Raw genomic sequence first — 20247 nt, forward strand, 5'->3', positions numbered from 1 at the left:
AATAGCTCGGGTTAAAGACACAATAACACTGCGCAATAGCTCTCCTAAAGGGATATTCTCATATACAACTTGGCATCCTAGTATTTCCCAAGGGGAAGATAAGAATGCCAAGCCGGTACCTCAGGCCGTAAACACCCCTATTTGGTCGTATCCGAAGAGGTGGATGGACCCAATCCCTCCTCAGGTTCCGCAAACGCAAACGGCTGCGGGTTTGGTTGCAAAACCTGCTCCCGTTGCGGCCCCATCTGCAATTGGTGATATAGATAAATTGCTTGAGGAATTGAGAAAATGTGTTGAGATCGGGGACAATTGTGAGCCTATACTAAGCGAATTAAGATCGTCCTTGCCCGGCTTTGACAAGGCAAAGTTAGAAAAATTAATAGAAATACTTGGTTCTTTTATATTTAATATACCAGATTTGGATTGGTATTTTGTAGATGATCCAAAAAACATAGCACAACTAATAAAAGATCTAGTAGTGTGTAATCCCGGAATGGTGGAAGAGAATGTCCTATTTTCTTTTCTGAATAGGTTCTTGAATTTGTTCGGCTCAGATCGTTATGGTAAAAAAGAACTAAGTTGTGTTTCCGAAGCATTAAGTTCTGGAGTAACATGGGATGAAACAAGGATAAAGGAACTCATAAACCTTTTAAAAGGATACGCATACGCGCGTAATCAGAACTCCGCTTGGTTAGAGAAAGTAAACGTAGCTTTGAAAGATATGTGGAATCATACATTTAAGGATCACGGCTGGACGGAAGAAGTTGCTCAAAGAATAGCCAAAAAGGATAGAAGTAGCGGTCAGTGGATAGCTGAACCCGGCTGGGAAGATGTTGTTGAATTACTAAATAAAACGAATAACGGCTCCCCGCTTCTAACTACCCAAGGAACAATTGAAAACTACCTAAAAAACCATCGTATTACGAGGTTTGTCTACGACCATATAAACAAATCACTTGCCATCGCCTGGATTTCAGTTTCCCCGAGGGTACTCGGTGCGCCGAAGGCTGAGCTTGAGGCGATATCATCGGCAATAGCTTTGAAGGTTAAAGGCAATGAGGAAGAATACAATAATTTTATTAACGCCCACAAGCCGAAAGGAATGAGTGATGAAGAGTGGTTAGCAAGCAAGGCACGGGAGATGCTCGCCGGGGGACTGGGGAATATTGAAACCCTTGTTATAAATTTAATGTCTAAGGGAGCAAACGAAAAAACCGTATCTAAAGCAATAGTAAAGGCACATTCCAAATATAACCTTGGAAGAATTATCAAAACAACGTTCACAAATATTGGTAGGTTCATGATCGGCAGACAACCGATACCTTTTGCACTGATGACAACCCGAGATACTTATAAAAAAGCGAAAGCTATGATGGAAGAAGCTGCCGATAGGAACACCGTATATCAATGGGATAAGCATGCCTCAGAAATACTGCTGGGAGAAGATGGAATAACCAAAATAAAAAAGCTTAACGAGGCACTATATATAAAAATTATTATGCTTTTTTCACGCGGTTTTTTTTCGGGTGAAACAACCGCAGTAGGCCGCAGAACTAATTATTTAGACAAAATAGATGAACTTGGAATTTCTTCTGATGATGAAGAAGCATTCAGGAATACTTTGATGGCCGATGAATCTTTGGATTCCAAAATGGTTTTTTCAAGAATTAGAAAAAGTCTGCTTGAGCTTATTGATAATCCGGAAGAAGGAGTATTGGAATCCGGCGCTAGGTTTTATGGTGGTATAGATCATTATATTAACTTCGAGGTCGCGAAAAGGGTGCTAATAGCATTACTTTGGAAGGCTTACCCTGAGATCGCAAAAGAAGTTCTACCGCCGACACCCACGGTCTCACAAAAAATTGATGATGTTCGGGACGTTAGCATACGTTATAATCAAACTGGCTCTTTTAAGATTACAATGCAAGGAAAAAGCTATTGGGTATATTCGGCAGAAGATTTTATTAACAGTCCCTTAGATGTTGAAAATTTCAGCACAGAAGCATTGGAAAATGCCGAGTATTTCATTATTGATGTTGATAATTTTGACAAAAACGGAGGCTACATCGCTCTCAGGGACGGAGAACAAATAAAGATACGCAACGGCCGGATAGTAAGCAGTATGGAGGATGCTGATATACGGATTAATCCGCTTGATAAATCAGTTTTCGTAGTGATAAAAAGAGAAGGAGATAAGTTTGTTTTGCATAATAGATCTTCCGCTGGAACTTTTTCTTATACGGTATGGAAACCCTCTGGTGAAGACACAAGCTCGGAAGAAGCGGGTATTGCCGTTTCGGGCAGTAATGCCCAGGCCTCAAGTTCTGCTAAGCAGATAAAGGCGCACATCGAAGACCTTATAGAAATTTGGAAGGAATTTCATCAGTTTTACAAAGATCACGACAGGCTTGAGTTTATGAGAAAAATAAAAGAATTAGCGAAAATGTCTTTTAAACCGGCGGCTTATAACGAGGAAAATTTTAAGAAACTCTTAGAGCTTTTTACGTTTCTTAGTAATCAACTCCATGATGTTGTCAGAAATGATAGAAATAAATCCCTCAATGAAGCTCCGAAGATATTAGCATTCATAATAAAAGATGTCTTAAAAAAATTTCCAATAAACGATGACGACTTTTTCAATTTTATAAATGATGCTGCTGAAATCACCGCTGGATCACCGCAAAGCGTTATAGCATCGGAATTCAAAAAGGTGGTAAGTCTGCTAGGCAAAAAGATCATTTGGGATACAAGCAAAATTGAAAAACTTATAAACTTTGTTAATCAAAATCTTCATTCTGGGCATAATTTTGAGAAAGATTATAATTGGTATTTGGAGCAAGTATGGGAAAGTACAATTAAGGATAATGGCTGGACTCAGGCGCTTGTAAGCAAGTTTGCCTCTAAGCAAAAAAACGGGAAGTGGGTAGCGCATAATGGCTGGGACTCTGTGTTGGATCTTTTAGGGACTGCTTACTTTGGCAGGTCTATGACCACTGCGGGAACCATTCAGGACTACCTCAAAAACCATCGTATTACAAAATTCGTGTATGACCACATCAGCAAATCTCTTGCAATTGCCTGGATTTCGATATCGCCAAGGGCACTCGGGGCGCCGAAGGCCGAGCTTGAAGCAATATCATCGGCAATAGCTTTGAAGGTTATCGGCATTGAATGGGCCTACAACAATTTTATCAATGCCCATAAGCCGATATTAATGAGCGATGAAGAATGGTTAGTAAGCAATGCTAGAGCAACCCTTGTTGGCGGAATGGGATACATTGAAAGAAAGGTGTATAAAGCGCTGACTAAATTTTCTCAAAGAACAACATTTTCTTTAATTTCTGTTATTCCCGTAAATACGGGGATCCAGACTTATAGCCAACAAGAAATATTTATTAACAGAGCCGTTGCCAAGACAATGGTAAAAGCGCATTTGAGGTATAACCTGGGAAGAATTATAAAAACAACTTTTGTAAATATTTGGCGAATTCTCTCGGGTAGAACCACCATGCCTTATGCGTTTATGTCGATAGACAAAGTAAAAGATGAAGAGATAACAGGGTTTGTTAAATACTCAGAAGCTATAATTTCTTATTATGCGGCGCGAAAAGAACTTTTGGAAGCCGTAGCAAAAGGCGACATCAGCGCTTATAAAGAGGCACGGGGAAAACTAATAAGCTCTGCAAAGAAAGTCAAAAAAGCGGCTGATGCTGAAGAAGTTGACCTCGAATCCATAATTGAGGCGCTAACAAAGTCCGGAAAATTGGCCCAACTTCATCTTATAAATGAAAAAGACGAGCCGGTTCTTGGGAAGTGGGATGAAATACTGCATGCGGCCGGTGAAACCTTCAGCGATGAGCAAAAGCAGTGGATTGAAGAAGCGGTTGACAATCTGATAAAGGCATTTCCAGCCGATCAGCGGGAATCAATCCGCAAGATAAAGAATAAGTTAATCAACAATACCGTTCCGTATTCGGCTGAATTGTTTATTCCGGAGCCGAAAGAAATTCAGCAGAGAATGAAGAATGAAACTCTAGAAAAACTTTTGCAGGAATTAAACGATTACTTGATCATGACGTCGAACTTTGAGGAATCATACAATTACGGCTTCACGAGTCCCGATCTTGCCGAACCTCTAATAACAATGCACGCAGTAGACAGCAAAGCGATTTTCTTGTCTGCGTATTTGCATGAAATTGTGCATTATCTTGCCATAAAAGAGATTATCGATATGCCGGCACAATTGGAAATAGTTACCCACGCAATGACGGCGATAGAATTGGCGTGCGGATTCGGCGAAGAAGAGGGATCCTGGAAAAAAATATTAGACTCGTTGGACACCTGGCAAACCTTATTTTTGGCAGGCATTAGATGGAACAGCGAAAATCCGGATGCACCAATTAATTTAATGGATCTGCAAATGTTGACGCACAATTGCATTGTGTCCAACTGGGAAAAATTCGGGTTTTCTTCTCTTGATGATGCGTTACTTTATTCTGGTTTAATTCTGGCGGGAAGCCCTGATACTGAAGGATTTTATCGTAATCTCGGGAATGTCCTGGGCGGCATCATTTGGGGCCGCAGCGGGAGCAGAGAAATAGAATCGCTTTCTACTGCGCTGGTTTGGTCCGATACCGTTCTTGCCGCTGATACTGAACATATTGCGCATTTTACACCTGATCCGGAAAGAAGAGCAAGAATAATTGCAAAAATTCAAAGCTTTCTCCAGATAATAACGGGTAACAGAACCCTAAAGCTTGCCGAAAACAATAATCCGGAAGCAAAGTCCGCTTTCAACATTTCAAACGACAAAAACACGATTGAATATAAGCCGGAATATCTTGACTATCCCGATGAAGACGTCGCTGAGGCGCTCTTTTTGGAGCAGATTTTCCCATTGCTTTATTCTAATCCCGGCTGGGTAGAGCCGGACTATGACAATTCCCTATTCTTGAGCTTGTTTTCAACAATGGAACTTATACGGACAAGGCACGTCTACGCGGATAAAGCAGAAGGCTTTTTAGAGAAATTTGACAAGCTCAATGATGCCCTGTATCCCAACCCGAAGAGCGAGTCGGCGAAAAGGCGAATGGAAAAACTGCCTCTGTTTGGCCAATTTCTTGAAGGAGTATTGTTCCAAGGAAGGGCCGGAAAAGTTGACCCGCGTATAAAAAACAAGCTGGTTAAGAAAGCTCTCCGAGGGACATCAAAAGCGCGAGCGGATGTAATAAAAATGGAAGATACAAAAGACGCCTACATAGTTATGAGAGATAAGATATGGCCAAAGTTAAAAGAGCTTGTTGATGCGGCTAAGGAGCAAATGAAGGAAGATGAGATTAAAAAACGCGTTGCCGAAGAGAAAGGCGATATTTCCGGCATAAGTCCTGAGGAGATGCAGCAATTACTGCAGCAAATATGGGACAACATGGACCCCGAAGAAAAACACCGGATTGAAGACGAAATAAAAAAACAGGCACGCAAGCAGATAGAAGACTACATTAAACGCAGACAGGCAACGCCTAACGATGCCCGCGCGAAGCAGGCGTCAGATATGGAAAAAAACACCGAGATAAATGAATCTACAAAACAACTAGCAGAATCCATTAAAGACCGCTTAAAAAACTTGAGATCAAGCGTTGCAGAGATACAAGGGCTGATAAACGAGGCAAAAGGAGAGTCCGAGAACCTGGAGCAAAAAGCTGGAAAAGTCCGGGAAAAAACCGGCGTTTCTGATATCACGGAGCAAGACATCGGAAACCTTAAGGACTTGGCGGAAACTATAAAATCTAAAGCAGAACAGCTTAAAACTGAGGGCAACAATGTTAAGAAAGATACGTCAAAACTTCATAACCATAGCCAAGAAATGCGGCAGTCCAGCATGGAGTCCGCGCGTGATTTAAAAAATTCTGCGAAGAATCTGGACGACAAGGCCGGAAATCTAAAGAAAAATGTTGATAGTTTTGACGAGAAGTCGGATCAGTTACAAAAAGAAATAAACAATCTTGAAAGAAGTGCAAAAGAAAAAAACAATGCCTCGGACCAAAGGACAAGCGCGGCCGCTGTTCAGAAAAGCTCCAAAGATCTTTCAGACAACCTTGAACAGATGAAAGAACTCGTCAGTAATCTTGAGAATATGCTCGGCGATGTAAACGAAAACTTAGACGCAGTGGAAGCAGAATTATCCAAAATGGAAGAAGAAGCGAGAGAGAATAAAGAGCAGCAAAGGGCTTCGGCAATGGGTCAGAGCCAAAACCAGCCATTGCCGGGGCAGAAGGGAAAGAAGCAAGGAGATAAAAAGAGCAAAGGTTCAGGAACTGAACAACCGGTAACCAAAGGTAAGGGACAAGAGCCGGGCGCCGAAGGACAAGGACAACAACCCGGAGCTGAGGGTCAGGGTCAAGAACCTGGGGCCAAGGGTGAAGGACAACAGCCTGGAGCTAAAGGCCAAGGACAACAACCGGGATCGGCAGGCCAAGGACAGCAGCCAGGAGCAAAAGGCCAAGGACAACAGCCGGGATCGGCAGGTCAAGGAAAACAGCCAGGAGCTAAAGGACAAGGACAACAGCCGGGAGCTGGAGGACAAGGACAACAGTCAGGAGCTAAAGGACAGGGACAACAATCCGGAGCTGAGGGTCAAGGACAGCAGCCAGGAGCCGAAGGACAGGGACAACAACCCGGAGCTGAGGGACAAGGACAGCAGTCAGGAGCCGAAGGTCAAGGACAACAGCCGGGGGCTAAAGGACAAGGGCAACAGTCAGGGGCTGAAGGACAAGGACAACAGCCAGGAGCACAAGGACAAGCTGGTCAACAGGCGGCAACCCAGGGACAGCCGGGCGAACAACCGGGGAATGAGGGGCAGACGAGCGAGTCTTCGGGAGTAACTTCTGATCTTACACCGCCCGGTTCGGCAGGATCATCACGAGAAATTAAAGATAAGGCAGAGAACAGAAAAAGCAATTTTGATTCCCGCGCGGAACAATTTTTTAGTCAGGAACCGAAACCTGAAGAAACTGATTTATCTGAAGATTCTGAAGCAAAGAAAATCCTTGATAGTTTACTGCAAGAAGCGGAAAATGACGAAGACAACTTTGATAAAAAAAGTATAAAAATTACCGACTTAACTGAAAATATAAGAGATAAAGCCCTGACGGATCCTGAACGCGAACAAATGGAGCAACTTCTTGGGCCATTAAGAAACGGCGCAAGTAGCTTAAATGAAAAAATCAGGGAAAATCTGCAGGAAACCGGAGATAACGGTATCGTCCAGAATTTGCGCGAGGGCGATCTTGACGAGGATAACCTGCCAGCGTACAAAACGACCCTAACTCCTTTTAAAAAAGAAAACGGCACGGGAGGGGTCTGTCACAGACTGATAGTAGTTATAGATAATAGCGGAAGCATGAGTGAATCCCTTGGTGACGGGCACTCTACCATGTTTCACGTGCTAAGGGCTGTATGTACCGTGCTTTTGGCGCTGAAAGATATTCCGGGAGTAGAAATAGGAGTAATGAAATACGGCGATGTACCATCGCAGATGCTTTTGCCGTTGACAAAATCGGAGGAATTAAGGGACGAAAATATTTTCAGAATGTATCAGAATATGGCGATACCCGGCGGATCCACTCCGGACACAGAAACGCTTTGGGGCGCCGTTGAAGTAATTAATGCAGGCGCCGACAACAATATATTAAAAACTATACTTCATCTTACAGACGGAAACCCCGGAGACACGGATTTGGTTAATCGGGTGCAAACTCTGTACTTTCAAAATAAGAACGAGCACATTAAATTTGTAAATTACGGGATGGGTAATCATAAAACACAAATGCTTGCAGAGTACGACCAAGGGAATATTAAATTTCCGCAGGGATTGGAGCCGAAAACGCAACATTTTAATAATTCAAATCAGTTTTATGGCGCGATCAATAGCCTTGTTGAGAACATGTTTGAAGAAACGCGCGAAACAAGCGCATTCGGCGAGAATATTAACGAAGTTATAAAGGCGGTATTAAGTTGGGCGAAACTTAGCACCTTGGATATATACCCTGAAGTTTTGAGGCTCCTTGGAATCGTTTCCGGGTCTAAAGAAGAAGCAAAGATCAGAAATGAAAAATCAAAAGAAGGCGAAGAATTAATAGATAAGCTGCTCAGGGGATCTGTTGGCCTAGCGCAGAAGCTGCTCCTTCTTTTCTTCAAAGGAAGTGCAGACAGTTATCTGATGACAGATCAGGAAGCAAAAGACAAGTACAAAGAACTTCGGCTGGATGAATTGGAACAAGCTTTCGGCGTAAAGATAAAAGTCAGCAAGGCCCCGCTAGAGCTTCTTGCGCCGCAAAATGGCGCGTTTGCATTTGCATCGCAGGAAATAGATTCCTCAACCGGTGAAAAGGTAATTATAGTGCATCAATCTGAGATGGGTGAATTGATGAACAACGGGCCGCCGCTTTCATTTAAGCCGGAAAACATGCAGGACAAGACAAAAGGAGAATTAGCGGCGGAATTTTTGAAAGAGCAGCTTGTCCGTCATGAAGTTGAAGAAGACAGGTTTATAGAGATGGTAAAAAATGCGTTACAGTCCGGAGATTTCAAAAAGCTGAAAAAAGCATATCATGATATTGATGAAGACGACATAAACTTCTTAAAAGAAAACCCGCAGGAATCCTACCAGCTATTTCATAGAATAACAAAAGACAAATATAGGCCATTATTTGAGTCCGCCAATAATATCTTGAGCAGGCGGGAAGGCCAGGTGTATTTGGGCTACATTCAGAAAGTTGACGAAGAAGGCAATATTAAACCCTATTTAAGGATAAGATTACCTGAAGATATTGAGCCGTTAGACGTTGAAGTTGATACAAAAAACATAAATAATGACAGGGTCATAAAGATATATGTTCAAATCGCAGGAAAATCGGTAAGGATTGTCCCGGGCCAGGATTTTGTGCAGATTCCTCATAAAATAATATACACCATAACAGCAAATAAACAGGAAATTCCTACTCCATTTTCTTTTAATGAAGACAATTTTTTAAGTCTTTCACAAATGTTAGGAATATTTTCGGATCCGTCGGCTGCTAACAGCAATATATACCTTGAAGGCCCGCGCGGAGCAGGCAAAAATACAAAATCATACGTCATGGCGGCCCTTTTAGGGGTTCCTGTAAGGACGATGAGCCTGTTTTCCAACATAAACCAGCATGATCTTCTTGAAAGGTTGATTATTACATGCAAGCCGGAAGAAGTCAAAGTAAAAAGAATAAATAAAGACGGCAAAGAAGAAGAAATAGGTTTTACAAACATTCCAGAAACCTTTACGGAGGCATGGAATTCTGAGCTAAAAGAGGCGGCGATAGCCGGCGAATTATGTATTTTAGATGAATTGGATAAACCCACGTTTGACGGAATATTGCAGGCTATTAACGGCATATTGGACAGGACCGAGGAAGGAATAAACCCGAAATTTCGAGTGATCTGTCTCGGCAATGACAATGAAGGCCGGGATGTTAAGCACGGGCAGAATCTTTATACCCGCGAACAAGCTTTGTTAAGCAGGCTGAACATAATTGAATGCGATTATATGAGCCCTGAATGCACGCTAGACTCCGTTATGAGCAAAATTTTTGACGATTCTAGCGAAAAAGTGAAAAAATCTGCGTACCAGTTCATGAAAAAGGTGGTCGAAGTGCAGAGACAAATAAATGAAGCCGTAAAACAAGGAAAATTAACGAGGTATTTGTCAGTGAGAGGGGTGGAACGAATAGCAAAGCACTATAAATTTTTCCCGGCCGATATTAGATATTTCCGTTCAATATTTGAAACAGCTTATTGCACTGATACACTTGACGGCGGGAAGACAGCTCGAGATATAATAGATAAGATAATTGAAGGGCAGTTTAAGAATATGATTACATTCTGGCAATGGATGAAAGAGATAAGAATGGGAAACGGAATAATGCAATTGGGATTGCCGTCAGCCGGAAAAACGGTATTGATGAACTACTTTTTGAAGTCCGTGCTTGGATTTAAACCCAAAAATATGGCGGTTAATCCTAAAACACTGGGAAGCGAGCTTCTCGGACAATGGCGGATAAAAGGAAATGAAACTTGGTTTGAAAGAAGCCCGTTAATTAAAGCCATGGAAGAAGGTGTTCCCGTGATTATTGAAGAGTGTGATAAGGCAAAAGACAAAACCGCGCTTGCGGCAATCAATAATATTGCGCAATTTGGTTTTGTAACCCTCCCTGACGGGAATGTGGTAATCGCAAAACCGGGGTTCGGATTATTTATGGACGGGAATTTGCCTAATCTGGATGGCCAGAGCAGCGGAACGGCTTCGGAGCCTATAAGCGGGGAAGTGCAGGACAGGTTCAGTATGTTTATTCAAAGACGGCTTCCTGTTGACCAGAGCATAGATATGCTTAAGCGGTATTGTGAGAAATGGCATTACAAAATAGAAGACGCTTTTATTGAAGCGCTGGTTAAGTTCCATTTTTCTTTATGTTACTGTGCAGAAAACGGGCGCCATCAACTGCCGAGATCTCCGTATTGGAGAGGGCTTCAGAAGGTGTGCGATCAGGTAGAGAAGAGTTCAAGAAATTATCTAGATATAGCAGATCTTTATCTGCGGGGTTATCCTTTGCAGGAAAAGATCGATAAAGATACGGTAAGAAAATATGCCTGCCAAAGCCCCATTGGTGCCGACGGCCTGAGCCTTAATGAACCCTCGCTAGATGAAATATCTAAAGCGATATGGATAAAGAAAGTAAGCGAACATGTGACAGGAGGTGCAGCTATCGCCGATGAAATGTGTAAAAAACTCGTACAGCTGAAAGACGAGCTGGATAAGTGCGCATTGCCGGAAGCGGGGCAATCGGTGACGGCAGGAACAACCTTTGTTGTAAGCGGGTCCGCAACACGAGGGTCCGCAACACGGAGTAGAACGAGTAGAAGTCAAGCCCGGCAGTCTGCGCAAGGAATATTGCCGGCAACGCTGAGCGAGATTGGATTTAAGAACGTTATTGAAAAAATAGCAAAAAATAAGGGGAAGGTTTATTGGGTTGAAGAAAAAGACGGTTATCCGGTTCCTGTTACGATTATTGACGAGATCATGGAACAGCTCGGGCTTCAGCCGGGGCATAGAGGAATTATACAAGAAATAGTAAAAAGGATATTTCCTGAACTGGAATTTGCAGCTCAGGCGGCAATCATTTTGCCCATGGCTGAACAGGTAGCCGCGCAAAAAAAAGCTGAAATAAATAACCTGGCATTTAAAGATACGCTGACAGACGAGCAGAAGGCCGAAATTATGGGGGCAATTAAAGCAACAATTGAAAAACTAGCCAATGAAATAAACCGTCTCGCAAAAAATCCGGCGATTACAGAAGCAGATCTGGAAAAGATAAAAAGTTTGTATGATGAATTAAAAAATTTGGATATTTCTGAGGCGCAGCAAAAATTTGAGGGAAATCTTGAAAGGAAAGAAAAGATACTTAAGAAATTCGGGGATGTGATTGCGCAGCTCAATTCTCCGGCATGGGATAATTTGCCAAAAGATACACAAAAAAAGCTGGAGAAACGAAAACAAACCCTTATTGCCAATTCAAAAGCTTCTTCCAAGAGTTTGCAAGACACGAAACTAGAAAATATCAGTGTGGAACAAACGAATACTTTAGAAGGTATGGTTGATGCGATGCTAATAGCTGTCGATCAGCTGCTTAACGACCCTGATTCTGTTGTTGATATACCTGAAGCGAGTGAATACAACACTGCTGGAAGCGGTTCTGCGGCACCCGCGCCTGCAAGGACAACCAAAGCGACCCGGGAAGAGATTGTGCTGGCCCAAAGAACGCTTTCGCAGCTTAATAAAATAAAAACGCAGATGGAAACAGGCTCCGGCTCCTTAGACAACTTGGATAATATTTTGCAGCAGTGGCAGGCGATGGGAGACTCTCTCAGAAAGACGGCAACTGCAACCAACTGGCAAAGCTTCACCTTCAATAAAGAAATCTTGAAAATATTAATGACAATTTATGGGGCAAGTATGAAATTTTACGGTATCCCGCCAACATCGGACATGACCGAAAAGATAGGCAAATTTCTGACAGACCTGATTAATAATAGGCCAGATCTCGTTGATGAAAATGATTTTTTTGATTTTCTCGTTAAGTTTAAGGCGGGAACCGGGCTGCTTATGAACGATTCGCGAGGATTCATGGTCATTGAAGAATTCTTCAATAATTCTCAGTATAAACAGTCATTCCAGGGTATAGCCGAGGCACTAAATGAAAAAGCGCAAGTTCAATGGGATGAGCAAAACGTTAGAAAATTGGTAGATTTTTCGGAAACTTATGCGCTGGAATATAAAGGAAATCGTATGCCGTGCATTGATAGAATAAACGATTGGCTTGAAACAATCTGGGAAAAGACCACACATAGCGATGGTTGGACCCCGGCAAATTTGTCGGCGATAGCGAATAACATGGGAACGCTTCTGGGTTGGGAAAATGTTTCTATCATTCTAAAAGGCAACGGGCTGCTTACCACCGCGGGGACCATTCAAAACTATCTTAAGAAGCATGCGGTTATGAGATTTGTCTATAACCACATAAGCAAGTCGTTGGCAATAGCCTGGATTTCTATCTCACCCCGTGCACTCGGGGCACCGAAGGCAGAGCTTGAAGCGATGTCGTCTGCGATAGCCTTAAAAATGCAAGGTAATCAAGAAGAATACAATAATTTTATCAACGCCCATAAACCGAAAGGAATAAGCGAAAGGGAGTGGCTAGCAAGTCTTGCTCGAAAAACACTTGCCGGAGGCCTCGAGCAGATTGAGACCATCGTGAGAAAGTTGTTGAGCAAAGGAACAAATGAGAAAAGGGTCTCAAAGGCAATAGTTAAAGCGCATTTAAGGTATAACCTGGGAAGAATTATCAAAACAACTTTTACAAATATCGGCCGGTTCCTTGTAGGTAAAAAACCGATACCTTTTGCATTGATGACGATTCCATCGCTTGAAGAGCAAAGGGAGAAACTTGATTCTGCTTTGAAGGAAAAGAAGACAGCAGCAGAGCTTGATAAAATAAATGAAAAAGCCGCAGAAAAACTGAAAAAACAGTTTAACACCCTGAAGACAATTAATAAGGAACTATATGATTGCGTACTAAAACTTTTTGCGACATTGTGTGGTCTTGGCATAGATGGTTCGCGGATGCCCCGTGAAAACTGGGTACACTACTGGTCAAATGTTTATCTCGGTAAAGTAGAAAAACTAGACGAAGCAGATGAAACAAGAATATTGAACCTTCTTGACCCGCAAAAGATGAGCCTGTTCAAGGAATCTTGTAGCGTAATTCAGGACCTCCTGTGGGACAAGTTTTATGGTACTGAAGTAAAAGAATGGGAAGAACGGCTTGAACACTCTGGAGTTGGAGATCTGATCAATTACAGGATCGCAGGGAAATTATTGGAAGCGATGGTTTGGAAAGCATATCCGGAATTCGCAGAGAAAGTATTGCCCGAAGAAAATATGGAACAATTTAAGGCGAATACAGCGTGCATAAATTATTCGGAAACAGGCCCATTTGAATTTACCGTAGAAGGAAAAAGCTATTGGGTTTATTCTGCAGAAGATTTTATATCCAGCGGTCCTGATATCCAAAATTTCAATACCAATCTATTAAGTGAATGCGAGTATTTTATTATAGATCCGTCTTTTGATAAGGAAGAGGGATATATAGCTCTCAGGGAAAACGAAAGGATAAATATTTCACAAGGATTGGTACGAAGCAATAAGGAAAATCCTGTGATGCGAATTGATTTTGACAAATCTTTGATGCTTGACATATGGAGGACAGGAAACGAAGTATGGTTTGAGGGAATAACTCAACGTGCGGTATATGAGGGGGTAAGCGAGCCGGTGTTCGTTTGCAGGTTGTGGCATCCAACTACTTCAAATCAAGATCTTGATAAAAGAATCGATCCTTATGCGTCGCTGAATCTAACTTTCTTTGCAGACAAATATTTTGAAGATATGCAAGGCAATAACGCCAATCCGTCGCCTCAAGCCGTAAACAATGCTCCTGCGGGCGCGGGTTCTAGTACTGCTTCCCGTCCTGGAAAAACAAATCAGGTTAATCAAGGTCAGAAAGATATATACATAATACTTTGTGGAATCGAAAAGCGCATGAACGAATGGTGCAGCGCTGACGAGGGCGATTGTGATTATATTGATTGCGAAGAACTTACGGAAAAATGGGAAAAAATATCGGCTGCTGCTGAAAAGAAGAAATTTTTCGGATTTAATGAAGAAAGCCTTGATAAATTAATAGACATCTTTACAGATTGGGTAAAGTATATTTCTTCATTAAATGAGGAACACGGGAGTGAATATTTTGAAAGTGGTCCCAAGGTAGCGGCATTGATAGCAGATACAATAGTTCAGTTGTCACAGGACAATAAAGACATACCGCAACCAAGCGATTTGACTAATTTAATAGAAAAGTTTGCTATGGCATTTCCTAAACAAAACCAAAGAGACGAAGAATTCGAAAATAGTGTTTGGGAAGAATTTGATAAGATCGTAGAAAAGCTAAGTTCGAATGTTACATGGAATGAAAACGCAATAGAAGAATTAATAAAAACTGTACGAACAGCTTTCAAAAGAGGGGCACAACCAAGCCTTAACGATCCTGACGGTGCCGAAGCATGGGCAGCCGTTTGGCGAAATACGTTTAAAGATAAAGGCTGGACCGTTAAGCTTGCAGAAAAGATAGCAAAAAAACGATTCAACAAATGGGAGGCGAACGCTGGATGGGGGTTCTTAGAAGACTTGTTAAATTCTGCAGACAACGGCGGGCCTCTCACAACTGAATCGACCATTGAAAACTATCTGAAAAACCATCGTATTACGAGATTTGTCTACAACCACATAAGTAAATCGCTTGCAATTGCCTGGATTGCAGTCTCACCCAGAACGCTTGGCGCGACTAGGGCTGAAGCGGCTGAACTGATAGCTCTGGCAGAAGAAGCCCTTAAGAATAGTTTGACAGGAGAAATTAGCTTAGCAGAGGCGGTAGCGAAAGTTTCTGAAAGATTTGTCGTAGAGGGGCATCAAACTGCGGAAGAACCCGGATGGGATAAGCGCTTCTCCGGCACTGTGAACATAATATCCGGTATTGTATCGGCTTTGCAGAAGGGAAGTATCCGGCTTGCAAAAATAACGGCAGTATGGCTGCACTGGAAATACAATATACGGCATCCTATAAAGTCGTTGACCAAAGTTAAACCGGCTGTTACAGGTGATGATTTAGAAAAAAATATTGACGGGTATATTGATGGGTTAGAGAACTATTTCAGGTATGACAGGATCGCAAAGGATTTGGAGTATTCAGGAGAAGGATTGGGCGACTTGGGCTCAATGTACGCCTATCAGCGCCAAGCAGTTGAAGCGTTATCTAAAGCAAAAGAACTCATAAAAACAATTGTTTCAGAATACGGTACTGCTCAAGGAAAAGTACTTAGCGATGAAGAGGTAAATGACGTTATTAAAATGCTCGGGCTAGATTTAGATATCATAAAACAAGAAACAGATAGAAAAAAATACGTGTGGTCAAAACTTGATTTATTAAAGAATCCTTTGACATTAAAAGACTACGGGAGTTCCATTCCGAAAGCAGTCCCGACGCTTGAAGAGCAAAAAGCGAAACTCGATTCTGTTTTACAGGCGTTGGATGAATTCGCAATAATTAAGAGAATGCAATCGGGTAAAGAAGATAAAGCAAAGTTGAAAGAAGAATTAGCGAACATAAGCAGGATTAATGAAGAAGCCGCGGAAAAAGCCGCTGCAAAGTTAAAAGAAGAGTTGGCTGACCTAAAGAAAATTAATGAAGAGCTGTACAAGTGTGTATTAAAACTGCTGGCAAGCTGTTGCTATTTTCATACAGACGGCTCTTCAGGCGCGCCTATTATGGGGAGAGAGAATAAAAAAGATAATTATTTGGCGCAAAAAGCAAAGAGTTGGAATGAAAAAGATGAAACGGCGATAGTGAACCTTCTTGATCCGCAAAAAAATGAATCCTTCCGTTTTACTCTTAGCTGCTTCGAGGAACTATTGCGCGACAAATTCCTAAGCCCGGAAGAGAATATCTCGAAAAAACGACTCCGGAAATTTAGACTTGAGGATAGGGTTAAATACAGGATCGCAGGAAAGCTATTGGATGCGCTTGCATGGAAAGCCTATCCGGAGATCGCAAAACAAGTATTGCCGGAAGAGAACGAAGAACGATTTGAAGCACAACAAGCGTGCATAGATTATTCAGAAACAGGCCCTTTTGAATTCACCGTTGGCGGGAAAAATTATTGGGTCTATTCCGCCGAAGATTTTATTACCAGCGGGCTTCTCGATCTTGGAAAGTTCGATGGCGAGTTATTAGGAAATTGCGAATATTTTATTGTTGACATTGGTTTTACTAAAGATGAGGGCTATATCGCGCTCAGGGATAACGAAAGAATAGAAACAAGTCCCTCATTTACCGGGAGCAATCTTATGAACCCAGTAATCCGAATTGATTTTGGCGGATCCGTGACTCTTACAATTTTTAGGAAAGGCGATAAAATACTGTTCTGCGGAGGAAGCGCAAAATCCGAAAAGGACATATTAGGAATAAAAGGGTCAGTTTTCAGAACCTGGCATCCGACAACTTCCAATCACGATGTAGATATTGAAAAAAGCATAGGCTCCGATGAAATGCGGAAGGGAACTCCGTATATAGATGACTATTTAAACTTACCCATAGTTCATGCCATTCCTTCGTCCCAGTCAGTGAATAACGTTCCCGTTGTTGTAAGACCAGTAAAAACTCCCCCTTCTGGGAATGCATCTCAGGTTACCCAATTTCCTCGGGATATCAAAAGCCAGCTTACTGATATAAATGAACATATTAAATTGGATAACTGGAATTCTAGTACTATAAATGTTCAATCTCTAATTCAAGAATGGCGGGCGTACGAGAAATCTTTTAGGCAAACGGCAAATCTAAATAATTGGCAAGACTATGACAAGGAAATATTGCAAGAGTTAATGGTTATTTATTCAGATAGCCTAAGATTTTTTGAGCACCCGTCCAGAATTATATTAACTGAATCTATAGGGGGATTTTTAACAGACCTCATCAATAATAGGCCGGATTTGATTGAAGAAAATGATATTTTTAATTTTGGCTTTATTTTATATAATTGGACTATTTTTGCAAGTGGATTGGGTTGGTCAGGTCTGGGGCCAATAATAGACCAATTCTTCAGTTCGCCTCGGTATAAGCAATCTTTTCAGAAAATAGTGGAAGCACTAAATGAAAAGGGGAAAATAAAATGGGATAATTCAAACATAGAGAAATTGATAGGGCTTTCTAATTTGTTTGAAGTAAAGACAAGAGACGGCAGCGTTTTATGTACTGACCATATAAACGATTGGCTGGCCCCTCTGTGGGAAAAGACTATGCAAGACAATGGTTGGACTTCACAACTGGCGGAAAAGGTAATGGAAAAAAAGAACGGCCGAATGGTGCCGATGTTTGGCTGGAAAGACGTGGTGAGCATGTTGAAACAGAAAGGAATAATCAGCGCAATAATGCTTGCGAATTTGCCCAAGGTTAACAGGTGGGCAAATGAGGGAAAATCATCGCTAAGCATTGCGGCGCGGGTTGCGGCAAGGGAATTTGCGCCTTCGTTTGTCACTCCCTTCAGATTTATTTCAAGCCACGAACAAAAGACCGGCGCGGTTTTGGTTGTGCTTTCAGGAATTACGGCGGGTATTGCCATCGGGTTATTAACTTTCATCTCGCTGGGAATCGGTTCTTTCGTAATTAGTCTTGTAACAGGGATTTTAGCTGCGGCAGCGGCAAATTTGACAGTTCATACTTTGCTTGACTGGCATTACATTAAATCGTCCGGCTTAACGGAAGCCATAGAAAAATTCGGGGCCGCAACGATTGATGCCCGCGGCAATGTGCATACGAACATATACATTCTGGATAAGTTCCCGCAAAACCCGCAAGAGCTGGACCTAAAGACTACGGGTATGCTTGTGGAAGGGAAACAAATCTGGGCAAGCACCAAATACGGTGCCCTGATGCTGTTTGCGGAAAATGAAAGCGCTGATATCATTGCACAGACAATTAACGGAACAGTCGTGGAGAAAGCAGGAAAAATAAGCGGTTCAAGGCGGGCGATGGATAAGCTGAAAACATTTTTCAAAAAGGTCAATGTGGATGCCGATATTATTGGATTTGAGCCGGGTATAACCATTGACCACACCTCAACCGGGAAAAAAATCGCCTATAACGAGATGGGTACAATGATCGTGACCGCTGACCTGTTCCCCGATATAGTAGAGAATAACAGAGACGTAATTTCAGTGAAGCTGGGCGAGCTTATGACCATCAGGAATGCCGAAAAGAACGCGTTAGCCGAAACGATATACATAAATCTTGACGGTCTTACGAATATTACTGAATTCAAGAAAAACCTCGAGGTCTTTAATAAAGTTGGCAACGGCCAGATGATAGTTGATCCCGCTGTTTTTCAGGGTTTAACACAAGGACAGATAAAGGGGATCGCAAAATTTGCAAGAAAAAGCGGGGTGCAAATTTATATAGACCTCAGAAATAGTTCGGGAGAAAACATTTATAAGGAAATGGGTTTTCCCGGATACGTTATGAATGACGAACATAATAATTTAAGGATGTATGACTATTATTCGCCCGAAGGTACGGCGCAGAAAGGGGTTAAAGCCGAGCTCATCAGCGGGTACCAGAATGGCGAACAATTAAGAGAAAAATTGAAAAAGTCCAAGGAAACTTGCAAGATACTTAACCTCAGTGATTTGAAAAACCTGCTTAGCGGCGGGGAACGATCGATACTTGACAGGGTGGCGCTTACGGAACTTCTTAAGACGACCATCTTGAGTTTGTACAATACAAATACGCTTTCGGAACAATTTGTGAGAGAGGTCGGATATGGATGGGACAGGGACAAATTGCCGTCTTTAGCCGAAAGGCCAGCCGATATCGATGCTCTTGCAGAGGCGATTAAGAAAGAAGATAATAAAACAGTAGAATCATTGATAGGCCTTGAATCAGTGGGCCTGTATCTTGAAAAAATCCGAAGAGAAGCCGGGGACGAGTCCAAAAAAGAAGCTTTAAGAAAAGCGTTTTTAACATCAATAGCAGAAAAAGTGCTCGCAAAGACCAAACTTGATGAAATTTCCGGAATAAAAGGTAAAGAAAGCCTTAAAGCCGGGCTTGCCGATCAGCGGCTTGAAATTATGCTAGGACAAAAACTTCTGCAACAGAAGATGCTTGCGACCGAAGGATCGGGCTTGTCTATAGCGCCGGAAAGCTTTGTGGCGGAGCACGAAGTGAGCGCTGAAACATTCTACTTTGAATTATACAAGAAAGTCCAGGCTTTAAGTGTATCTACGAATCCAAAAGATATAAACGCGCTTATAGAGCTGATTGCCCAACTGGGAGAACCTAAACAGATATTGCGCGGTAAAAAAGGCGAAGAGCTTTTCAATGCGCAAGCTATAGAAGCTTTGCTTGGAGCGGCATAAAAAACATTTAAAGGGGGCCTGGCTGGGGATTCAGGCCGGGGGGAAAAATAGTAGGAGACATTTGGAAAATTTCCACTAAGGGCTTGGCATTTAATTAAATGTCAAACCCTTTTTATTAAGCAGTCATTTTTTGCATATTTATAGGAGAGACGCGGAAAAAAAAAGACTTGAAAAAATATAAAAAAAGTAGTATGATTACCATCCTCACAAGCAAACCTGTAGTTAAATAGGGCTTACTGAAAAATAAACAAAATGTTTGAATTAACAATAAGAAGAATAATTATTTTCTATACAAAAGTGCACGGTTTTTAACTATTTTTCACCAAAAAGCTCGCACTTTTTGTCATGAATTTATTTTTCATTAAGCCCTTGATGGTTCGGCTTCGCTCACCATCCTGAGTTTATCGAAGGATTACACAGATAATGACGAGATTACAGTGATTCACCGTCAAGCGTAATCTGTGTAATCAGTCTTATAATCAGTGTCCGCCCTAGTCGGATCAGCCTTGGGCTGATAATCAAGGGTCTGATGTGTTTTTCAGCAGACACTAAATACTTAAGTTTGCAATTAATAAACGGTGCTATTCTAGGGGCTTTGTTTTTTGCCTTTATTTTTGGCGCCTTAAAATAAAAGGAGAAAG

1 protein-coding gene is annotated in these 20247 nt (G+C 41.9%); it reads left to right on the plus strand.

Annotation, left to right across the window (positions count from 1 at the left end; all coding sequences use genetic code 11):
* The first annotated feature begins 163 nt into the window (after nt 1-163).
* On the plus strand, nt 164-19606 hold the full coding sequence (locus tag NT145_06545; GenBank protein ID MCX5782346.1) for an AAA family ATPase: 19443 nt from the start codon (nt 164-166) through the stop codon (nt 19604-19606).
* Nucleotides 19607-20247 lie beyond the last annotated feature (641 nt).

The organism is Elusimicrobiota bacterium (assembly GCA_026388075.1).
In the GTDB taxonomy this organism is placed as follows: Bacteria; Elusimicrobiota; Endomicrobiia; order Endomicrobiales; family JAPLKN01; genus JAPLKN01.